A 21,315-nucleotide genomic window follows, 5' to 3' on the forward strand; every position below is an offset into this window, starting at 1 on the left:
GGCCGCGACTACAACTTGATACGCTCGACCTTGCCCACCAGCAACACGTAGGAAAGCGCACCCAACAACGCCAGAACCGAGATATAGGTAATCGCCGGGGCAAACGAATCACCGGAGGCGAGAAAACCGATGACGATCGGCGTGGTAATCGCCGCCAGGTTGCCGATGAAATTGAACACGCCACCGGTCAATCCAAGCAAGCGTGCCGGGGCCAGGGTCGACACCAGCGACCAGGTGATCGAGGCCAGACCGTTGCCGAAAAAGGCCAACGCGAGGAAGGCAATCACCAGCGGCGTCGATTCAACGAAATTGGCGCCGATGATCGAGGTGGAAATCAGCAGGCCGCCAATGATCGGCAACTTGCGGGCGAAACCCACCGTGTAGCCGCGACGGATCAAAAAGTCCGAGAAGAACCCCGAACACAGCACACCGACGAAGGCCGCCAGAAACGGTAGCGACGCCAGCAAGCCAGACTTGATGAAGTCCATGCCGCGATATTTCACCAGATAGGTGGGGAACCACGTCAGAAAAAACCACAAGGTCGAATTGAGGCAAAACTGGCCCAGGTAGATGCCCCACAACTTGCGTTTGCTCAGGACAATCCCAAGGTCGATCCAGCTGAATTTCGTCTTGGCCTTGGCGGCCTCGGCCTGGATATCCACCAGCCCGCCACCCTCGCGGATCAGTTCGATTTCAGCGTCGTTGGCGCCCTTGAAATCCCGGGGCTCGCGATACACTGCGTACCAGATCACCGCCCAAATGATGCCCACCGCACCGGTGCTGACAAACACCATGTGCCAGCCATATCGGTGTTGCAACCACGCGAGTACCGGCGTGAGAAACGCCAGCCCGACGAACTGCCCGGAGGTGTAGAAACCAATGGCCGTGGCGCGTTCGCGCTCAGGAAACCAGGTCGTCACCACACGGCTGTTGATCGGATACGCCGGTGCTTCCAGGGCACCGACGGCCATGCGCAGCACGAACAGCGCGATGAAGCTGGCAGCGAAGCCGAGCATCACCGTGGCCAGCGACCACAGCAACAATGCGACGCTATACAGGATGCGCGGCGGCACCCGGTCCACCAGCCAGCCGCCGGGGATCTGCATGGCGGCGTAAGTCCAGCCGAACGCGGAAAAGATCAAGCCGACATGGATCGGATCGATGCCCAGGTCGCTGGTCAGCGCCGGGGCGGCAATCGACAGGTTGCTGCGGTCCAGGTAGTTGATCACCACGGTGATGAACAACAGGACCATGATGAAAAACCGCTTGCGGCTCGGCGTCACCAACGACGCCTGCCCGGTGAGGGTTTGCGGTTGCATGAGAGGTGCCTCTTCTTATGTTTATTGAGGTCGATGTGAAATCGGGTTTGCCGCAAATCTCCCTGTCCATGGAGATCAAACTGTGGGAGCCAGCCTGCTGGCGATAGCGTTGTGTCAGTCACCAAGAATGCTGGGAGTGCCGACCAAATCGCCAGCAGGCTGGCTCCCACAGGGATTTGCGGTGGGTCAGGGAGAACTCACCACTCGGCAAAGCTGCCGTCAGCATGGCGCCAGATCGGGTTGCGCCAGCGGTGGCCGACAGCGGCGCGTTCGATCACGTATTCCTCGTTGATCTCGATGCCCAGGCCCGGGCCGTTGGGGATCTTCACGAAGCCTTTGTCGTAGTCGAATACCCGTGGATCTTTCACATAATCGAGCAGGTCATTGCTCTCGTTGTAATGAATGCCCAGGCTCTGTTCCTGGATGAACGCGTTGTAGCAAACCGCGTCCAGTTGCAGGCACGCCGCCAAGGCAATCGGCCCCAACGGGCAATGCAGCGCCAGTGCCACGTCGTAGGCTTCGGCCATGTTGGCGATCTTGCGGGTTTCGGTGATGCCACCTGCGTGGGAGGCATCGGGCTGGATGATGTCGACGTAGCCTTCGCTGAGTACACGCTTGAAGTCCCAACGCGAGAACAACCGCTCGCCGAGGGCAATCGGGGTGCTGGTCAGCGGTGCCAGTTCTTTCAGCGCTTCGTAGTTTTCGCTGAGCACCGGCTCTTCGATGAACATCAGTTTGTACGGGTCGAGTTCCTTCATCAGCACCTTGGCCATGGGCTTGTGCACCCGACCATGGAAGTCCACGCCGATGCCGACATTCGGGCCGACCGCATCGCGTACGGCGGCGACGTTGGCCAAGGCCAGGTCGACCTTTTCGAAGGAATCGAGAAATTGCAGTTCTTCGGTGCCGTTCATTTTCACCGCCGTGAAACCACGGCTGACCGCTTCTTTCGCGGCACGTGCAGTGTCCGCTGGACGATCACCACCGATCCACGAATAAACGCGAATTTTGTCGCGCACCTGACCACCCAACAGATCGCTGACCGACACCCCCAGAGCCTTGCCCTTGATGTCCCACAACGCCTGGTCGATGCCGGCCAGGGCGCTCATGTGGATCGCGCCGCCACGGTAGAAGCCGCCGCGGTAAAGCACGGTCCAGATGTCTTCGATGTTGCGTGGGTCTTTGCCGATCAGGTAGTCGGACAATTCCTCAACCGCAGCGGCGACGGTGTGCGCACGGCCTTCGACCACCGGCTCGCCCCAACCGGTCACGCCCTCGTCGGTTTCGACCTTGAGGAAGCACCAGCGCGGCGGAACGATGAAGGTAGTGAGTTTGGTGATTTTCATCTATTGCCTCTCTTATTAGATGCAGCGCTCACAGCGCCAAAAAGTCTTAACGCAATGCATTCCATGCAGCGACATACGCCTTGGCGTTTACTGCCACTTGCTCAGGTGTCATGCCCGGTTTGAACAACCCGGAACCGAGGCCGAAACCTTTGACGCCGGCCTCGACAAACACCTGCATGTTGTCCGGCGTAATCCCGCCCACCGGCACCAGCACCGTCCCTGCCGGCAACACCGCCAGCCAGGCTTTCACGACGGCGGGGCCCATCTGTTCGGCCGGGAACATCTTCAGCACATCCGCCCCTTCGGCCAATGCAGCAAAGGCTTCGGTCGGCGTCGCCACGCCCGGCGACAGGAACAGCCCCGCCGCTTTCGCCGCGCGCAACACCTTGGCATCGCTGTGGGGCATGACGATCACTTGGCCGCCCGCCGCTTTCACGTGCTCGACCTGTTCCGGCGTCAACACCGTGCCCGCACCGATCAGGCAATCGGCGGGTAAGGTACTGCGCAGGATGCGGATACTTTCGTACGGTTCGGGGGAATTAAGCGGCACTTCGATGACGCGAAATCCGGCCGTGTACAGGACTTCGCCGACGGCTGCCGCTTCTTGCGGACGCAGGCCACGCAGGATCGCGATCAGTCCGTTTTGTGCCAATGCTTGCTTGAGCATGTCAGACCTCCAGTCAGGTTTAACGGGATGGGGGTGTCGTGATCAGTCCGGCGGCGACCGCCAACTGCCACAACCCGCGTTCGGTGGCCTGCTCGGCCAGAGTCACCCGGGCAAAGCCGCAAGCGTCGAGTGCCCGGTTGTAGCGGGCGCAGAGTTGGGTGTTGCCGATGAGGATGATCGAAGGCAGGTGCACGCTGTTACGCCGGCGCCGCTGAACGTTGGCCAGCGCCGCCAGTTCATGACCAATCAGCAAGCCCGACAGATAGTCCGGCTGCGCGACGGCGCTCAGTTCACCGGTCAGCCCCAGACTGCGAGCACTGAACAACGTCGACAGCGGTCCGATCTCGCCGTCCGCCGACAGAGCCACCCGTACGCCGCGATCAAACGCTTCGCCATCGAAAGACCCGCCGCGCTGCTGAGTGCGCCCCAGAATGCTGTGTTCGCTGAGGACGGCGAAGACTTCGCCCGTCATGAAAGTATCGAAATGCACGATGCAGCCGTCGGCCACTTCCACCCATTTCGAATGACTGCCCGGCAAGCCGATCAACAGATCGTTGCCCGCCCCGCCCGGCAGATTCTGCAACACGCCGAGGACCTGGGTTTCCTCGCCGCGCATCACGTTCGGCAAGCGCGAACGCTGAATCACGCCCGGCACGATGTGCACATCGACACCGCGAAGACTGCGAACTGTTTGTAGGGAAGTTCCGAGATGGGCGACGTTCGCCGGCGTGTCGCAGTAGGCCGCTTCGCGCCAGCCCTGAGCACTGCCGACCATGCCGCAAGCAATCACCGGCAAATCGGGCTGCGCGTCGAGCCAGTCACCACACGCCTCATCGAAGGCCAATTCAAAACCGTCGGCACATTCCTGGCCGGCGATGATTCGCGGCGTCCTGGGCAGCTGCATGATCCCGGACGACAGCGAGCGCTGTTCCAGCACCTGGCCACCGAAGCCGAGTTTGTAAGCACGTAATGAGGTTGTCCCCCAATCGAGCGCGATCAATTGCGCCAGCATCGCTTCACCTGTTTTGTTTTTTGGCAGTGAGTGAGCAGGACTATAAACCTGGACGCAGATAAATCTCAATATATAAATATCACTCCCACATTATGGGATATGCAGACACCCTTCCAGGCCAAAGCCCTGCAACGCAGCCTCACTCACCGTGTGGGTGAAACCGCCGAGATTGCGGATTTCAGTCAGGGGTATACGTACTGGAAAACGGCCTTCGATGAAGGTAAGGCCGGGGTTTTCAAGATCACCGTGAGGCAGGCAGTTGATGGTTTGCTCAGTGGTAACTGGGAAGCAAGTGAGTAATAAGGCTGCTTGCTTTCTGACAAGAAGCCTCACCGTTCGCTATTACTCTTGAGTAGCCGCCCTCAACAGATCTGCTGTCGGCACGCGCATAACATTTGAGAAGTATGTTTTATAGCTAGTGGTATGAACTCTGAACGTGCAAGCCATGAACTCTCGCTTATCGAGAATCTCACGCAGTGCTTGATCGGTGAGAATAGTCTCCTTCCCTTGCAGCTCTCCAGCCTCGCGAAAGAGGATTGTTGAAATATAATGCTCACCTGAAGAGTCTTTCACAAATTCGACAGCCCCTCTTCCTGAGCGTTTTATGTAATGCCCGACGAAAAAGTCAAGATCATCTTCTAGCGCACATACCAACCCCTCACCGATCTTGGACTTGAATAACCCCAATAGCTCGACATCACTGGTAAAACTTATCAGATAGGTGTTACCACTCGGTGCAATTTCCACCTTCTTGTAATAAAGCGTCGCGATGGGTCTTCCGTGATTTGAAGAGCACGAAGCGCACAACACCACAAGAAGACAAAAAACAAAACTGCGCATAGCTATTTCTCTTTAAAGTAGCTGAGTATGGACTCCGCCAACAACTGGCGAGCAGACTTCCCACCGTCTAACGGCTTCGCGAACATAATGTTCGCATCGGCATGATTGACATCTACCCTGCCACTTACATTCGGACCCGACGAAATCTCCCATTGCTCACCAAAATCCGCAACAAAGTCAGACACGTTCCGGTCTTTTATTTTTGCAGCTCGGACATTGATCCAGAATTCTGCTTTGGGTTTAGGAGTCAGCCTGTAAATATTGGAGATGCCATAGACAATTTTCCCTTCGCCCACTGGGTCCAGAGTAATCAACATCCTTATTTTGTAACCTTTATCCGTCAACACACTGGAGAGATGCGCACCGTTCCAGCCACCCAAGCTGTGTCCGACAATATAAACCGCTGTGGAGGTATCAGGAATTTCGCTCAGAACATTTTTTGCCAAATCTTCATCAGTTATAAATTTGTTGTAGGCCATTGCCCGTACAGGGCACCTACAGAGATAGCTCAGAGCATCTGCATCCGCTAATACGTCGTCGCGAACATAACTGACGTTCCAGTTTGGGCCACTCAAGTAGTAACTTTCCTGATCCCCAGCCCCACCAATAAAAAAGATAAATATTTTCTTTACCGCAATGGCAACCTGCTTCACTGACGTGTCTTTCGGGTCTGTAAGTGGATGATCACAAACCTGTCTTTTCGGCAATTCTTCCTTCGCTGCCGTACTTTCGCCTGTCATCTCCAATCACTCCACAAACAATTTAATAGTTTCAGCCAAATGCGAACTGACGGTATGGGTAAACCCGGACGCATCCGTGATGCCATGCTCTTCGCTGCCGTCACCACGCTGAATGGTGTAGGGGTGATAGGGAACGGGCTCTCCAGTTGCCTCATTGACCACTTGCAACCTGTCCGTGAAATGTACCGGCATTGGCAGCAACCCACTAAACGCCGCCCCTCCGCCACTCTGGCCAATAATTACCGTGCCAGAGCCGCCAACCACCACGTTGCCATGCCCGCCCGTACTGTCGAGCGTTGCAGCGTTGAGGCCGTTGATGAATACCGTGCCGGAGATGGCGCCAGTGATCGGGCTGCCGCAGGCGGATTTGTCGGTCATGCGAGCGGCGGCAAGGCCATCGAAGAACACGTCCGGGGAGCCGGATGCGATCGGGTTGGTGCCATGGCCCGGCAACGGGCATGCGGTCGGGTCGGTGACGCGCGCAGCGGGTTTTCCACTCAAGTCAAAGCTCCTTGCTTCTGAGATTCAGGGTGAGGCTGATGGATATCGATGTCGGTCGCGGCAAAGCGCCAGCGGTTATCGACCGGGTCGAACAGCGCGTGGCAATCGTCATGGCTGTCGGAGGATGAAACGTTGTGAAGGGTTTGCCAGGCCTCGGCGACTTGCCATTCCAGAGCCGCACCCGAGACGCTGTCGAGGTCGTTGAGCACGGCGTTGTAGTTCCGCAGCCCGATCCGGTCATAGGACGCCTGCAGCAGGCTGGCCATCTGCGGGCCGAAGTCGATGTAATGCTCTGCGGTCCATTGGCCGATGTCGGAATAGACGTACCAACCCATGGGCAGCAACGTGCCGTCGTTCAATAACGATTGATCCGCCTGGGCAACGAAGCCACAGCAGACGTGCAGCGTCAGCCAGCCCTGATGTTCCTGGATAAACGGGTTTGGATCGAACGTTCGAAGCGGTACGACGCGGTACTCCTCAAAACCACGACTGCGCGTCATCAACTCGGCGTCCAGACGCGAGACGAACGCCCGGATCGCCTTACCGCCCGTGCGGTTGAGGGTGCAAAGGATGTCCACCGGCTGGCGATGGAGGTCGTCCGTGGAGCCGAGGTTTTTCACCAGGCCATACAAACGCAGAGTCGCCCGAAGTCCGCTCATCGCCGGTCACTCATTGACGCGGCGAAGGCTCCACGGGCGTGGAGAAAGAGTGCCAAAGGCATTGCAGGTGTCGTCCGTGAGCGCGCAAAGGGCGCACAGAATGCCGGACTAAAGCGGTGCGAACAACTGATTCATATCAGATTGCCAGCAGCGATTACCGACCCTCGGCAAACTCCCTCAACACCGCCCCATCCATCCGATACCGAACCCACTCCTCCTGCGGCTGTGCGCCGAGGGATTTGTAGAATTCGATCGCCGGTTTGTTCCAGTCCAGCACGCTCCATTCGAAACGGCCGCAGTCGTTGGCGCAGGCGATTTTCGCCAGGTGGCGCAGCAAGGTTTTACCGGCGCCGCCGCCCCGTTGTTCGGGAGTGATATAGAGGTCTTCGAGGTACAGGCAGTTGCTGCCCAACCAGGTGGAATAGCTGAAGAAGAACACCGCGAAGCCGATCGGCTGGCCATCTCGCAGGCAGATCAGGCCATGGGCGGTGGCGCCTTCGCTGAACAGGCTGCGCTCGATGTCGGCGACGCTGGCGATGACTTCGTGGCGGGCACGTTCGAAGTCGGCCAGTTCAGTGATGAACGCGAGGATTTGCGGAGCATCGCTGGGGGTTGCCGGGCGGATTTCGATCGTCATGAACGTGCCTTGTGAAAAGTTGAAAACGCCATACTAAGTCCGCGCGCGGCGCTCGTCACATCTGATAGCAATGTGGCGAGGGCGCTTGCTCCCGTTCGGCTGCAAAGCAGTCGCAAAACTGGCGACGCCGATCTAACTGAAATACCGTGTCGTCTGGGGGTGGGGCTGCTGTGCAGCCCAGCGGGAGCAAGCTCCCTCGCCACAAAAGCGTTTCCACACTAAAGGACTTTTATGACCGCTATCGCTTTTGCGCCTCTGCACAATCTGGCCTCAAGCCTGCTGCCCCACGCGCTGGAACCTGGCGAGGATGGCGCCCATGATCTGTCGCACTTGCAGCGGGTGTGGCACAACGTGCGCACGCTTCATGCGCAAGAAGGCGGTGATCTTGAGGTGCTGCTGGCCGCCGTGCTGTTGCACGATTGCGTGGCGGTGGAGAAGAACTCGCCGCTGCGCTCACAGGCATCACGACTGGCGGCACAGAAAGCTTCGACAGTACTGGTAGCCATGGATTGGCCTCGCGCAAAAATCACAGCGGTCGCCCACGCCATCGAAGCCCACAGCTTCAGCGCCAACATCATGCCCATCACCCTCGAAGCGAAAATCATCCAGGATGCCGACCGTCTCGACTCCCTTGGCATGCTCGGCGTGGCGCGTACTTTCTACATCGCCGGGCGCATGGGCAGTGCGTTGTACGACCCGTTGGACCCAGAGGCAAAAGAGCGGGACTACGACGACAAGCGCTTTTGCCTCGATCATTTCCAGACCAAGCTGCTGCACCTGGCGGACGGTTTCCAAACGACTACCGGTCAACGTCTGGCACAGATTCGCCACGAACGCCTGAAGGGTTTCATGGAGCTGTTCAAGGAAGAAATCGGCGTCTGCTGAAAGCATTACTCCGGCCTCCACTAACCCTGAAATCGGTAACCACAGACCTATCATCGGTACCTTGCGTGATAGATAGATGACATTCACTTCTATCGGGTCAAGGAACCGCCTCATGTCTATCGCCGCCCCACCTGTCTCAAGCAGGTTGTTCAGCCTGTTCTGCCTCGCCAGCTATTTGTTGTCGTTGTCTTATGGCTCGACTTTTTTACTGTCGCTGCTGATCGGCTCTCGCGGCGGCAACGAACACGATGCCGGCAGCGTGATTTCGGCGGCGATGCTCAGCACCTTCGCGGCAGTGATTGTCTCCGGTCACTTGTCCGACCTGCTCGGCGCGGCGCGTTCCATTGCACTGTTCAGCCTCTTGCTGGTGCTCGCCAGCCTGGGATTTGCCTTGACGCCAGGCTTTGGCAATCTGCTGCTGTTTTTTGGACTGATGCTAGGGTTGGGCTGGGGTGTTTTCTACACGCTCGGGCCGATCATCGTCGCGAGTCTGGTGACGCCTGCGCAACGGGCAAAATACTTTGCGCTGCTGTCGGGCAGCATGATGACCGGGATCGGCAGCGGTCCATTGTTGGGCCGTGCTGCCAGTGCTCTCGGGTATCCGGTGACGGCAGCGTTTTACCTCGCGGCGCTGGCCAGCCTGATCGGTGCCTTGCTGTTCTGGCGGCTGGATGTCCAGCTCAAAAAGACGCCCTCGGCATCAGCGTCAATCGCACGAATATCCTGGCGCGCAACGGCTCAAGTATTGTCCTCCAGAGCTGTGTTCCCGATCATCATGGTCGGCCTCGGCGGGTGTGTATTCGGTGGTCTGTCGAGTTTTCAAACCAGTTACGCGGCGTCCCGTTCACTTGATTATTCGCTGTTTTTTTTCGGCTTCATGGGCGCGGCGATCAGCAGCCGAATGTTGATTGCCGGGTTCGTGGTCAAACGCGATCCATTGCGTGCCTCCTGCCTGTTGTCGGGCCTGATGATGGTTTCGATCCTGATGTTCGGTTTTGTCGTCGACGACGGGTTCAGCTACGTGCTGGCGGCGATGATGCTCGGGGTGGGTTATGGGCTGACGTATTCGGTGATCAATGGCCTGGCGGCGAACGAAGCGCCGTCCGGCACCACCTCGCAGTCCTTGCTGTTGTTCAGCCTGTCCTACTTCGTCGGCGTGTTCGGCTTTCCGTTGCTGGCCGGGAGAATCATCGTCGAACACGGGATGCTGAAACTGTTGCTCACGTTACTGACGGTCGCCCTGCTGAACTGGCTGATCACCGTAGGTCGGTTGATCTGGCGTCACGTCAGCAGGATCACCTGGACCACTCGTCGTTCATCAGGCACCAATCCAGGTCAGGAAGGACCAATATCGGGTAAGGGCTCGCCGATGTGAGCGAGGAGCAACACTCGTCCATCCCAACCAAGAGGTAACCATGAACGTCGATAAAAACCTGGAAAAAGAAGTCCTGACCCGCCTGCTGCACGCCCACCCGAATGGCTTGGGTAAGGAGGTGCTGGACAATTACCGGGGGGAGAGAGTCGTGGCCAGCACCCTCGCGACTCTGCAGGAACGCGGGCTGATCCAGCACGGTCATGTGATCTGCAATGAAGCCGGCGAGCACTCGCTGAACCTGCCGATCAAACTCAGCGCCGCAGGGGTTGAAGCGGCGCGCAAGCTGGATATCTAACCGAGTAGGCGCTGCAACAGGTTGCGATCTTTTGCCTGTGAATGTTTGAAGAGCAAAGATCGTCCGAACGCGGCCCGAGCCTTCGCCAGCGCCTGCAACCAGGAGAAATCCCATGCCTCGTGGAAGCAAAGACAAATACACCGCCGAGCAAAAACGCAAGGCCGAACACATCGAAGAAAGCTACGAGCACAAAGGTGTGTCGAAAGATGAAGCCGAAGCTCGCGCCTGGGCCACGGTGAACAAGCAGTCAGGCGGAGGTGAACGCGCCAGCGGCTCCGGGCGCAAGAAGCCGGCCAGCGCCAAGTCTGCAGATCGCAAGGAGTCAGCCCGACGTGCAGTGGCTACCCGTGAAGGCAAGCCGCGCAACAGCACAGCTTCGCGCGAGACGCAGACGGTAGACAGCCTGAAGAAAGAAGCCCGGGCGAAGAAGATTCCGGGGCGCTCGAGCATGCGCAAGCAGGAGTTGATCGAGGCGTTGCGCAGGGCGGGTTGAAGGTCAGGATTGAGGGTGGATTCTAGGGCCTCATCGCGAGCAGGCTCGCTCCCACAGTTGATTCGTGTGAACCGCAATATTGGCGGCTGGCATAAATCCAATGTGGGAGCGAGCCTGCTCGCGATAGCGGTCGATCAGGCGCCGTAGGTCTCCCGGATCAACGCATCCACCTCAACCGCCCCCGGCGAAGTCGCCGGCCCCCAACGAGTGACGGCCAAAGCAGCTGCCGCGTTCGCCCGCCGCGCCGCGTCTATCGCCGACAAACCTTGCGCCACCCCCGCAACCAACACTCCGGCATGGGCATCCCCCGCACCGTTGCTGTCGACGGCCACGACCTTGAATCCCGGCACATGCTGACGGTCACCATGCTGGCTGATCCAGCACCCCTGCGACCCATCGCGAACCACCATCAAGGCGTCCGCCGGCAAATGATCCGCCAGCCCATTCAACGCCTCGGCAATGTCCTTCGCCCCAATAAATCGCAACGCCTCAACACGGTTGCTGGTCCACAGATCGATGCGAGGCAACAAGGCCTTCATCAGCGGCGCGTCCGGCGAATCCACCAACGGCCCCGGATCGAACACCACCTTGACCCCGTCTGGCAAATCCAGCACCCAATCCACCAGCGCCTGAGCCTTGCCGCCATGCAGCAGGCTGTAGCCGCTGACATAGACAAAATCGCCCGCCTCGGCCGGCACACTCGCCAGGTCTTCGGCGGTCAATTCGCCTTCGGCACCGATGCTGGAAATGAACGTGCGCTCGGCCGAGGCTTCGGTCAGCGCGACACACAGCCCGGTGTCGCGCTCAGTGCTTTGATCGATGCCGATCCGAATGCCTTCAGCCGCCATCGCCTCTCGGGCCAGGTCGCCGAAACGGCCCTTGCCATGGCCACCGAGGTAGACCACCGGCAAGCCGTTTCGCCGGGCCGCAGCCATCACATTGAAGCCACCGCCAGCCTCGAAACGGGCGGATTGCGCCAGCACGTCACCGCCCGATTGAGGCAATTTATCCACGGCCATGACCAGGTCGATCATGACCTGGCCGGTGTGTAGCAGATTAGGCATGAGCCGGCTCGATCAACGCAGTGCGACGGTCCTTGGCACCGCCGAGTACCCAGTAAATGCCACCGGCCACCAGGAACGTCACTATCCAGCCCAGGCCGTTGTGGCCCAGCCAGGAGTCGGACAAAAAGCCCCGGAACCAGACATCTTGTTCAGTGGTACCAATGGTGGTGAAGCTGAAACCCAGCACAATCGCCAGCGCCCATGCACCGAAGGCGCGCCACTCGACGCCACCGCGATACCAGTAGGCGCTGCTCGGGCTGACGTCCAGCAGGTCCTTGGGGCTGTAGTAATGACGATGAATCAGGTCGACCACAAAGATCCCGACCCACGCCGTGATCGGCACCGCCAGCAAGGAAATGAAGGTGATGAACGGGCCGTAAAAACTCTCGGCTATCAGCATGAAGTAGATCGAACCGGCGAAGATCGCAATGATATCGAGCACCACCGCATACACGCGCTTGACCTTCAGGCCGAGGGTCAAGGTGGTCAAACCGGCGGAATACACCGACAGGTTATTCGACAGCAGCAGCCCGCCGAATGCGGTGATCAGGTACGGCACGGCCATCCAGGTCGGCAGCATGTCGCGGATCGCGACGATCGGGTCAGTGGCCGAGGCCAGATCATTGTTGCCCACCGACAGCAAACCACCGAGGGTGATCAGCAGCACCAGCGGAATCCCCGCACCGAACGCCGCCGACGCCACCAGACGCACGGCCTTGACGCTGCGGTGCTGGTAGCGCGACATGTCGGCACCGGCGTTGGCCCAACCGATCCCGGTGCCGGCGGCCATGGTGCCGATGCCGATGATCATTGCGCTCAGGGGCGCGGGCGTCGCATTGAATACGGCGCTCCAGTCGATGGTCGCGCAAAGGAAACCGCCGACCAGAATGTTCAACGCACCGAACACGTAGGTCGCCCATCTCTGGATCACCAGCAACGTGGCGTGACCGAGGCCGGACACCGACAACGTCAGCAGTACAAATATCGCGATAAAGACCAGGGTCAGCAGCGGCGCGCTTTTGGCTTCCACCGGCGAGCCGAACAGAATCGAGCACAACGACAACAAGACGAATGCGGCGGTTGTGGTGTTGACGGTTTCCCAACCCAGTCGCGACATCAGCGAGACCAGCGTCGGGCCGATATTGCCGCGCACCCCGAAGATAGCTCGCGACAACGTCAGGCTCGGTGCGCGACCACGACGACCGGCAATGGAGATGATCCCGACCACTGCGAACGAACCGGCGGCACCGAGGATGGCGACGATGATCGCCTGCCAGATCGCCAGGCCGCGGAAGGCCACCAGCGTGGCGCCCAACGGTAAGCCGAGGATGGAGATGTTGGCCGCAAACCAGACCCAGAACAGTTGCTGTGGGTGACCGTTGCACTCCCCTTCCGGCACCGGTTCGATGCCACGGGTTTCCAATTGCCCGGCACTTTGCCCGGCGCTCGATGAACTCATAAAAATGCTCCTGTTGCCATTGTTGTGGTTATGGGCAATTTCGGAAGTCGAGATAACATTCCGGCGATCCTTGCCATATCAGTGCGTTCCATTGCGGGTGAAATTCTAAATAGGCGGCGCCCCTATCGCGAGCAGGCTCGCTCCCACAGGGTATGGTGCAATCTCAAGGCACACGCCGTACCTGTGGGAGCGAGCCTGCTCGCGATGGCGTCAGCGCGAATAACGCAAGGCCAAAAGCCCCTGCACCAACGGTTCCAGCTGCAAATCATTTACCGCTTTAACCTGCTCGATCATCGCCACAGGCCAGCTCTCAAACCCCAGACAAGCCCCAAGCATTGCACCAAGAATCGCCGCGATGGTGTCGGTATCACCGCCCAGACTGGCAGCCATGCACAACGCTTCGAAGGCCGTCATTTCCCCGATGGCCACTTGCTGGGCCAGCGCGAACGACACCACCACCGATTCCTGCGAGGCCACCGACGTGCCGATCACGTCGTACAGCAAGTCCGCCAGCAACGCTTTGTCGCTGTCGACGCTGATGCTCCGCGCCCAACTGATGCGCGAGGCGATACGTCCGCCAGCGATCCAGTGGCCATGACCCTCGGCTTGCTGAGCGATCTGCTGGCCAAGGTTCAATGCTTCGCCCAAGTCCATGCCGTTGATCCCGGCAGAAACCACCGCCGCCACCGCCGCCGCACTGGCAATTCCCAGCGTGGTGTTGTGGGTCACCTGACAGGCTTGCACCACGGCGCGGATGAAACGCTCGGGATCGGCAACATCGGCCGCAATCCCCACCGGCGTGATGCGCATGGCCGCGCCATTGGTGGTGCCGTGGCGGCCTGCCTCTTCCAGCGAGTGGCCGGCGAGGATCATCTCGATCGCACGTTTGGTCGAGGGGCCGAGCAAATCCTGCGAGCCCTTGGCTTGCATCGCGGCTTCCCATTCGATCAAGCGCTGGGCCAGCACCTGCGGTTCGATCCAGCCCTCGCCTTCAATCAATAACTGACCGACCAGGATCGCCTGCTCCGTATCGTCAGTGATCGAGCCTTTGGGCATGTTTGCAGCGATCGGTTGATCCGGACCAGCGTCTTGCAGATCGGTGATCTCACCGAAGCGCGCCTTGATCTCGGCGCGGCTCAGGGATTGTGTCGGCATGCCCAACGCATCGCCCAAGGCCAGTCCGTAGAACGCGCCGAGGGCACGGTCGAGTTTGGTCACTTTGAAGCTCCAATTTGCAAATGCAGACGAAAGCGCACCGGATCGAGCAGGCTTTCGACTTGTTCCATGAAGCGGTTCTGACGGTCGTAGGTGGTACGCAGGGCCTTGAGGAACACCGTGCCCTCCGGGCGCCCGAGCAGCTTGGCGTCTTCGGCGTTCAAGGGTTCGGCACCGATCCACTGATCGCCATGCTCGCCAATGTAGCCGTAGGCGGCCAGAGTGATGGTCAGGGAATCATCGATCAGCCCCACTCGCGGGAGACTTTCCAGGCCGCCAGTGGCAGGCATCAATGAGCGCTCAAGAGACACCAGGGTGCCATCGGTGCCACGGCGGCGACGGTCGAGGGTGATGAATTGATCGGTACCGAAACGCGCCAACAGGTCCGGACGAGTAACCGCCTCCAGCCGCAGCACTTCGGTATTGATCAGCGCCCCGTTGTCGGCCAGCGCCTGGGCCCAGCCGTTGCGCTGATCGAGCACCACACCATCGAACGTGACGATGGAACCCACTGCGCCTTGCGTAACGATGTCGTGGCGCCGCTTCAGTTCGACCAGGGCTTCACGCAGCGTGCCACGGCTGACCTTGAATTCTTGAGCCAACTGATGTTCGCCCGGCAATGGAACACCGTCCTCCATGAGGCCGTTTTCGATGCGTCGGGTGAGCTCGTCGACCACCTGTTGTTTCTTGTCTAATCGTACTGGTCTGATCATGTACACCTCGGGTGTACCGTCATAGCTGAAACGGGTTGGGGCGAGCAAGGGATATTTTGTGAAAGTGGGTGAAGGATCCCGGTTCAAAATCCACCGCTGCGCGATCAATCGCGAGCAGGCTCGCTCCCACAGGGGATTTGCCGTGTAGATAAATCTTGTGCGCGACACCGATCAACTGTGGGAGCGAGCCTGCTCGCGATGGCGCAGGCACATTCAAGCTCAATGTGTCAGACAGCCCACTCCCACAAGGAAAATCAGCGCTGTTTCAACCGGTCAATCACCACCGCCAGCAACAGGATCGAACCACGAATCACGTACTGATAAAACGTATCGATATTCTTCAGGTTCATCGCATTCTCGATGATCGCCAGAATCAGCACCCCGGCAATCACATGCCGAATCATCCCGATCCCGCCGCTCAGCGACACCCCGCCAAGCACGCAAGCCGAGATCACCGTCAGCTCGAAACCCTGGCCGATCATCGGCTGACCGGACGTCATGCGCGACGCCAGAATCACCCCGGCCAAAGCACCAATCACACCGTGCACGGCGAAGATGATGATCTTGGTCCGGTCAACGTTGACCCCGGCCAACAGCGCCGCTTCCTGGTTGCCGCCGATGGCCATGGTGTTGCGCCCGTAGGTGGTGTAGTTCAGCAACCAGCCGAAAAACAGGAAGCAGACGATGGTGATCAGAATCGGCACTGGCACGCCGAACAACTGACCGTTACCGAAGATGAAGAACTGTTCCTGCGAAACGCCTACCGCTTTGCCGTTGGCAAAAATGTAAGCCAGGCCACGCACGATCTGCATGGTCGCCAGCGTGGTGATCAACGCATTGACCCGCAGCTTGGCGATCACGATCCCATTGATCAGCCCGACGATAAGCCCCATCACCAGCGCCGCACTCACGCCGAGGAACACGCTGTCGGTGTCGCGCATAACCACCGCCGCGACTACGCCGGCACAGGCAATCACCGAGCCCACCGACAAGTCGAAATGCCCGGACGCAAGACAATACAACATGGTGCACGCGGCAATCCCGGTAGTGGAAATCGCCAGGCCCAGACCGCGCATGTTCAGCGGCGACAGGAAGTTATCGATCAGCAAGGTGCAAAGCACAAAGATCCCGACGGCCGCCAGCAGCATCACCCAGTCATCGAGAAAGCGCCGCAAGTCCAGAGGTTTTCGCGGGGTTGGCAGAGCGTTGTTTTGGACGGTCATAGTCACCTCTCAGTTCGCCACGTCGGCAGCGCGTTGGCGTGGCAACGCCAGTTGCAGCAGGTTGGATTCATTGGCTTGTTCGCGGGTCAGTTCGCCGCGCATCGCGCCTTCGCAGAGCACCAGGATGCGGTCGGAAATGCCCATGACTTCCATCAGGTCGCTGGACACCACAATCACCGCAATACCGCTGGCCGCCAGGTTATGAATGATCTGGTAGATCTCGGCTTTGGCACCGATGTCGATGCCCCGGGTGGGCTCATCGAGCAGCAGGACTTTCATCGGCATCGACAGCCAGCGACCGAGAATCGCCTTCTGCTGATTGCCGCCAGACAGGTACATGATTTTCTGCGCCGCGTTGGGCGTCTTCACCTTCAGCGCCTTGATCTGCTTGTCGGCATTGTCCTTTTCCCACAGGCCACGCAACAGGCAGCCGAAGGTGGAATGGGCGCCGCGAGCGCTGATGTTGATGTTCTCGGCGACGCTTGCCAGCGGCAGGATGCCCTCCTTCTTGCGGTCCTCGGGGCACAGCAGAATCCCCGCTGCAATGGCATCGCGCGGCGAATGCAGCTTCAGTTCACGACCGCGCAACTCCAGGCGCCCGGCGGTGTTGCGCGTCAGCCCGCTGAGCATTCGAAACAGCTCGGTGCGCCCGGCCCCGACCAGGCCGAACAGCCCGAGGATTTCACCCTTGTGCGCCTCGAAACTCACCGGTTCACGCAAGCCCGGCCCCAGTAACCCGTCGACCTTGAGCGCCACCGCGCCACGCGGACGACTGCGGTAATCGTAGATGTCCTGAATGTCGCGACCGACCATGCACGTCACTAACTGATCATGGGTCAGCGCGCTCATGTCCTCGAAGGTGCGCACGAAGCGACCGTCCTTGAACACCGTCACCGCGTTGCAGATGCGGAACACTTCTTCCATGCGATGGGAGACGTAAAGCACCACTTTGCCTTCGTCGCGCAGGCACCCGATGATCGCCATCAAGCGATCGATCTCCCGCGCCGACAGACTGCTGGTGGGTTCGTCGAACGCAATCACATGCGCACCACGGGACAACGCCTTGGCGATTTCCACCAGTTGCCGCTGGCCGAGGGACAAGCGCCCGACTTTCTCTTGCGGATCGATTTCATCGGCCAGGCCTTTAAGGCAGGCCAATGCCTGTTGCCGCAAAACGCCGCGATTGATCAGACCGAAACTCGCCGGCAGATGCCCGAGAAACAGGTTCTCGGCGACGGTCATTTCCGGCACCAGGTGCAGCTCCTGATGGATCACCGCGACCCCGCTGCCAATGCTGTCGGCGGTGGATTTGAAGATCCTCTTCTGCTCGCCGATCTGCAGGTCGCCGCTGCTCGGCGTGTAAGCACCGCCAAGGATTTTCAGCAGCGTGGATTTACCGGCACCGTTCTCGCCCATCAAGGCGTGAACCTGCCCCGGATGGGCGACGAAGCTGATGCCGTCCAGCGCCTTGACCCCGGGAAAGGTTTTGCCGATCCCGTTGAAGCGCAGGCTGCCGCCGATACTCTGTTCATGTGTTTGTACGTGTGCGTGCATAAACCCACCTCATCACACCGATCAGGCAGCCCTGTCGCCAGGGCCGCCGATGAAATCAACCGCGCCTCAGTTCCACAGGCCGATTTTTTCCAGTTCCTGCTTGAAGTTGTCGCGCGTGATCAGCGTAACGTCATCCATCGCGGTGTATTTCGGCGGTTCTTTGCCGGTGGTGACCCACTCGTACATCATGCTCGCGGTGTTGTAGCCCTCGATGTGCGGGCTCGGCAGCATCGAGCCGAAGAAGCCGCTGTTAGGCTTTTTCAGTTCGCCGATGGCATCGGTGCCGTTGATGCCAATGCCTATCACGTTGGCCGCGGCAAAACCGGCGCTTTCGGTGGCGCGCACGCCGCCCAGCACGGTGTTGTCGTTCATGCCGCCGATGATCAGGTTTTTCGCCGCGCCCGGCAGTTTCACCAAGGCCGAGTTGGTGGCGTCCATGCTGCCCGGTACGTCGAGGGTTTTCAGCGCCGAGAAGAGGATGTGGTCTTTTGGCATACCGGCGTCTTCCAGCGCTTTGACGGAACCGTCAGTGCGCTTCTTGCCGGTGTCGAGTTCGTTGTAGGTATTGATCACCGCGTAGGTGTCTTTCCAGTCCCAGCCGCGCTTTTTCGCTTCGGCGGCCATGGCGGCGCCCTGCTTCTGGCCGACTTCGAAGGCAGCCATGCCGAGGTACGGCACATCCTCCATGAACTTGCCGCCGGCATCGACGAAACGGTCATCGACGGCGATCACTTTCAAACCGTTGAGTTTGGCCTTGGCCATGATCGCCGGGCCCAGAGACACGTCCGGCGGGCAGATCACGAAGCCCTTGGCGCCGTTGGCCGCCAGGCTGTCGATGGCCGAAAGGGTTTTCTCGCCGTCAGGCACGGCGATCTTGATAACGGTGAAGCCCTTGTCCTTGCCGGCCTTTTCGGCGAAGGCCCATTCGGTCTGGAACCAGGGCTCTTCCGCTTGCTTGACCAGAAAACCGATCTTCACTTCCTCGGCCGCCAGCAATGTACTGCTGAGGCTGACCGCGGTGACCGCCAAAGCGGCACAGCACAGGGAACGGATCCCACGACGACGTTTCATAAGCTGACTCCTTGTTATTTTTTTTGAGCGTTATTTGAAAGCCTTCAAAGCATGCAGCCAATAGTCATATCGTATGATGATTGGATTTCAGACGTAGTTTCACGCTTGGAACCCGAGTTATTCAGTCGTGGTACATGACCGAGCGTCCACCATCGATGGTGATGCATGAGGCGTTAATGAACGGCGCTTCATCGCTGGCCAGGAACACAGCGGTCATCGCCACTTCAATCGGCTGGCCTATGCGCCGCGGTGGATGCAGGTCGAAGGCCCGCTGACGTTCGGCATGGGGGTCGGCAAAACCATTCCAGTAATCGACGTTCAGTTGAGTTTCGATGTAGCCCGGCGCGATGGCGTTGACGCGAATGCCCTTCGGTGCGTATTCGATACCCAGGGCGCGGGTCAGGCCGAGCAAACCGTGCTTGGCCACCGGGTACGGGAAGCAGCCTGGAATGATGTGAGTGGAATGGGTCGAGGCGATGTTGATGATGCTGCCAATGCCCTGCTCGATCATTTGCGGCAACACGGCCTTGCAGCCATACCAGGCGCCGTCCAGATCGATGGCGAAGCAGCGACGCCAGTCTTCCTCGGTCATTTCCAGCGGGTCGCGGAACACGTTGACCCCGGCGCAGTTGACCAGCACGTCGATTCGACCGTGAAGTTCGATGGCTAATCTGGCCATGGCATGCAGGTCTTGCTGGCGCGATACGTCGGCCTTGATCGCCACGACATCCGCGCCTTGTTCACGCCAGTGCGCCGCGACTTTTTCGACTTTTTCGTCCTGGATATCGCTGATGACCAGCCTGGCCTGCTGAGAGGCGAAGGTCGCGACAATCGCTTCGCCGATACCCTGAGCCGCGCCGGTCAGCAGCACGACCTTGTTCTTCAGGCGCTCACCCTTGGGCGGTTCGGGCACCGGTGGCAAGGAAAGAGGTTCAGCCATGGATCAACACTCCTGTTTGAAGGCACGACGAAAACCGGACATCTGTCGATGTCCGGTCAAAAGGCTTTGGGGACCAGGCAGGCAGGCGCGAAAACGCCCGGGCGCCGAGGCGGCCTGAAGCACTGACTCCGTAAGGGAGTGCGGTGGAATATCGCTGCATCACTTCACCTGTTTTGTTTTTTTAAGTGTGAGTGCGTGTAACTGATGGGGCCGACTATAAACCCGACCACCAAATAATCTCAATATATAATTTTACATCCCATATTTTGGGATTTATCCAGCGAACCGTTGACAAGCTTTTCCGGGCACATCCATTCGAATCGATAACAGCGCGCCGTCCAACGGGTGATTGAGCGGGCTTGCGGCGCTGGTGATGTACAGGGTTTTGAAGTCTTCGCCACCGAATACACAACTGGTGGGACGGCTGACCGGCAGTTCGATTACCCGATCCACATAACCGTCCGGGTTCAGCCTGAGCAGACAACTGCCGTCCCAACGGGCATTCCATATATAGCCCTCGGCATCCATCGCCGAGCCGTCGGGGCCGCCACGTTCGTGGGGGCCAAGCCAGACATAGGCGGTGTCCAGGTTGCCGTCGGTATGGATGAAATGCCGGTAAAGCGTGCTGTCGAGGCTGTCGGCGAAATACAGGGTTGTGCCGTCGTCGCTCCACAGCAACGTGTTGGGAATGCCTAATCCTCGAAGCAGCGGCGTGACCCGAGCATCGCGGTCAATGCGAAACAGCCCCCCCGAGCGACGCACGACGGGTAAATCTTCGCCCTGCTCGCCGATGTTGTTTTGCATGGTGCCCAGCCAGAGCCGGCCCTGGGCATCGCAGCGAGCTTCGTTGGGGCGATTACCGGGTTGCGGATCGGCCACGCAGAACAAGGTCAGCCGAGGTTCCAGGCCTGGGGAATCCAGATCCAGCCGATAAACCCCACTGCTCAATGTCACCAGGGCATCGCCGCTTTCGCAGGGGATGAACGCGGACACGTGCTCCGGCATCTGCCAGATTTCCACGTTGGCGCCGATCAGCCGGAGCGCTTGTTTACCGGCAATATCTACCCAATACAGCGCCTGGGTCGGAGCATCCCAAAACGGGCCTTCGCCGAGTTGCGCACGGTGTCCGGTAACCGCAGTCCACGTCATGAAACCTCCTTTCACTTATTGCTTTGTGTGGGAGCGGCTTATGTGGCGAGGGGGCTTGCCCCCGTTCGGCTGCGAAGCAGTCGTAAAACCAGTCACCACTGTCTAAATTCAAGATCGTGGTGACTGTTGTTAGGGGTGCTTCGCGCCCCAACGGGGGC

The 21,315-nt window shown here is 59.3% G+C and carries 23 protein-coding genes; 5 read left to right on the forward strand and 18 right to left on the reverse strand.

What is annotated here, in order from left to right:
* Positions 1 to 8 precede the first annotated feature (8 nt).
* The 4 genes from PMI30_RS08840 to PMI30_RS08825 form a co-directional block, all read right to left on the reverse strand.
* A complete protein-coding gene (locus PMI30_RS08840) occupies positions 9 to 1,319 on the reverse strand; it encodes an MFS transporter (protein ID WP_008012046.1) in 1,311 nt (436 codons plus the stop codon).
* 197 nt (positions 1,320 to 1,516) lie between these two features.
* On the reverse strand, positions 1,517 to 2,665 hold the full coding sequence (dgoD, locus tag PMI30_RS08835; protein ID WP_007903915.1) for a galactonate dehydratase: 1,149 nt from the start codon (positions 2,663 to 2,665) through the stop codon (positions 1,517 to 1,519).
* A gap of 46 nt (positions 2,666 to 2,711) precedes the next feature.
* The gene (locus PMI30_RS08830) at positions 2,712 to 3,332 is read right to left on the reverse strand and encodes a 2-dehydro-3-deoxy-6-phosphogalactonate aldolase (protein ID WP_008012048.1); all 621 of its coding nucleotides are present in this window, start codon (positions 3,330 to 3,332) and stop codon (positions 2,712 to 2,714) included.
* Positions 3,333 to 3,351: 19 nt separating this feature from the next.
* Positions 3,352 to 4,344, reverse strand: a complete 993-nt coding sequence (locus PMI30_RS08825; protein ID WP_008012051.1) for a 2-dehydro-3-deoxygalactonokinase — start codon at positions 4,342 to 4,344, stop codon at positions 3,352 to 3,354.
* Positions 4,345 to 4,443: 99 nt separating this feature from the next.
* On the opposite strand from PMI30_RS08825, the gene PMI30_RS0129765 reads away from it, so the two are divergent.
* Entirely contained in the window at positions 4,444 to 4,644 is a 201-nt protein-coding gene (locus PMI30_RS0129765; RefSeq protein WP_008012053.1) for a hypothetical protein, read from the forward strand.
* Positions 4,645 to 4,686: 42 nt separating this feature from the next.
* Here the strand turns inward: PMI30_RS0129765 and PMI30_RS08820 are convergent, their stop codons facing one another.
* The 5 genes from PMI30_RS08820 to PMI30_RS08800 all read right to left on the reverse strand — a co-directional run bounded on the left by PMI30_RS08820 (position 4,687) and on the right by PMI30_RS08800 (position 7,721).
* The gene (locus tag PMI30_RS08820) at positions 4,687 to 5,184 is read right to left on the reverse strand and encodes a hypothetical protein (RefSeq protein WP_008012054.1); all 498 of its coding nucleotides are present in this window, start codon (positions 5,182 to 5,184) and stop codon (positions 4,687 to 4,689) included.
* Between the two features lie 2 nt (positions 5,185 to 5,186).
* Positions 5,187 to 5,924, reverse strand: a complete 738-nt coding sequence (locus tag PMI30_RS08815; protein ID WP_008012056.1) for a hypothetical protein — start codon at positions 5,922 to 5,924, stop codon at positions 5,187 to 5,189.
* Positions 5,925 to 5,930: 6 nt separating this feature from the next.
* Positions 5,931 to 6,425, reverse strand: coding sequence for a PAAR domain-containing protein (locus PMI30_RS08810; protein ID WP_008012058.1), 495 nt, complete (start codon positions 6,423 to 6,425; stop codon positions 5,931 to 5,933).
* A complete protein-coding gene (locus PMI30_RS08805; protein WP_008012060.1) occupies positions 6,422 to 7,084 on the reverse strand; it encodes a hypothetical protein in 663 nt (220 codons plus the stop codon). The genes PMI30_RS08810 and PMI30_RS08805 overlap by 4 nt, the downstream gene beginning before the upstream one ends.
* 154 nt (positions 7,085 to 7,238) lie before the next feature.
* Complete coding sequence (locus PMI30_RS08800; RefSeq protein ID WP_008012062.1) at positions 7,239 to 7,721, reverse strand: GNAT family N-acetyltransferase; 483 nt, start codon at positions 7,719 to 7,721, stop codon at positions 7,239 to 7,241.
* Between the two features lie 231 nt (positions 7,722 to 7,952).
* Between PMI30_RS08800 and PMI30_RS08795 the strand changes: the two genes are divergently transcribed.
* From PMI30_RS08795 to PMI30_RS08780, 4 genes are all read left to right on the forward strand, one after another.
* Positions 7,953 to 8,606: an HD domain-containing protein gene (locus tag PMI30_RS08795; RefSeq protein ID WP_008012064.1), complete on the forward strand. Its 654-nt coding sequence runs from the start codon at positions 7,953 to 7,955 to the stop codon at positions 8,604 to 8,606.
* Positions 8,607 to 8,718: 112 nt separating this feature from the next.
* A complete protein-coding gene (locus PMI30_RS08790; protein WP_008012066.1) occupies positions 8,719 to 9,981 on the forward strand; it encodes an MFS transporter in 1,263 nt (420 codons plus the stop codon).
* 40 nt (positions 9,982 to 10,021) lie between these two features.
* Positions 10,022 to 10,276: a hypothetical protein gene (locus PMI30_RS08785; protein WP_008012067.1), complete on the forward strand. Its 255-nt coding sequence runs from the start codon at positions 10,022 to 10,024 to the stop codon at positions 10,274 to 10,276.
* A 112-nt stretch (positions 10,277 to 10,388) separates the two neighbouring features.
* A complete protein-coding gene (locus PMI30_RS08780) occupies positions 10,389 to 10,769 on the forward strand; it encodes a Rho termination factor N-terminal domain-containing protein (protein WP_008012069.1) in 381 nt (126 codons plus the stop codon).
* 134 nt (positions 10,770 to 10,903) lie between these two features.
* On the opposite strand, the gene PMI30_RS08775 is transcribed toward PMI30_RS08780, so the two are convergent.
* The 9 genes from PMI30_RS08775 to PMI30_RS08735 all read right to left on the reverse strand — a co-directional run bounded on the left by PMI30_RS08775 (position 10,904) and on the right by PMI30_RS08735 (position 21,157).
* Positions 10,904 to 11,833, reverse strand: coding sequence for a PfkB family carbohydrate kinase (locus PMI30_RS08775; protein WP_008012072.1), 930 nt, complete (start codon positions 11,831 to 11,833; stop codon positions 10,904 to 10,906).
* Positions 11,826 to 13,292, reverse strand: a complete 1,467-nt coding sequence (locus PMI30_RS08770; RefSeq protein ID WP_008012074.1) for a purine-cytosine permease family protein — start codon at positions 13,290 to 13,292, stop codon at positions 11,826 to 11,828. The genes PMI30_RS08775 and PMI30_RS08770 overlap by 8 nt, the downstream gene beginning before the upstream one ends.
* A gap of 210 nt (positions 13,293 to 13,502) precedes the next feature.
* Positions 13,503 to 14,510, reverse strand: coding sequence for an ADP-ribosylglycohydrolase family protein (locus tag PMI30_RS08765; protein ID WP_008012075.1), 1,008 nt, complete (start codon positions 14,508 to 14,510; stop codon positions 13,503 to 13,505).
* A complete protein-coding gene (locus tag PMI30_RS08760) occupies positions 14,507 to 15,220 on the reverse strand; it encodes a GntR family transcriptional regulator (RefSeq protein ID WP_007903946.1) in 714 nt (237 codons plus the stop codon). Before PMI30_RS08760 ends, PMI30_RS08765 begins: the two co-directional genes overlap by 4 nt.
* 254 nt (positions 15,221 to 15,474) lie before the next feature.
* Complete coding sequence (gene araH, locus PMI30_RS08755) at positions 15,475 to 16,443, reverse strand: L-arabinose ABC transporter permease AraH (RefSeq protein WP_008012077.1); 969 nt, start codon at positions 16,441 to 16,443, stop codon at positions 15,475 to 15,477.
* Positions 16,444 to 16,452: 9 nt separating this feature from the next.
* Complete coding sequence (gene araG, locus PMI30_RS08750) at positions 16,453 to 17,997, reverse strand: L-arabinose ABC transporter ATP-binding protein AraG (protein WP_008012078.1); 1,545 nt, start codon at positions 17,995 to 17,997, stop codon at positions 16,453 to 16,455.
* 66 nt (positions 17,998 to 18,063) lie between these two features.
* The gene (locus PMI30_RS08745; protein ID WP_008012080.1) at positions 18,064 to 19,068 is read right to left on the reverse strand and encodes a substrate-binding domain-containing protein; all 1,005 of its coding nucleotides are present in this window, start codon (positions 19,066 to 19,068) and stop codon (positions 18,064 to 18,066) included.
* 121 nt (positions 19,069 to 19,189) lie between these two features.
* Entirely contained in the window at positions 19,190 to 20,008 is an 819-nt protein-coding gene (locus PMI30_RS08740) for an SDR family oxidoreductase (RefSeq protein WP_008012082.1), read from the reverse strand.
* A 273-nt stretch (positions 20,009 to 20,281) separates the two neighbouring features.
* Complete coding sequence (locus PMI30_RS08735) at positions 20,282 to 21,157, reverse strand: SMP-30/gluconolactonase/LRE family protein (RefSeq protein WP_008012083.1); 876 nt, start codon at positions 21,155 to 21,157, stop codon at positions 20,282 to 20,284.
* Between the last annotated feature and the right edge of the window lie 158 nt (positions 21,158 to 21,315).

Origin of the sequence: Pseudomonas sp. GM50, assembly GCF_000282375.1 — a bacterium.
Lineage (GTDB): Bacteria > Pseudomonadota > Gammaproteobacteria > Pseudomonadales > Pseudomonadaceae > Aquipseudomonas.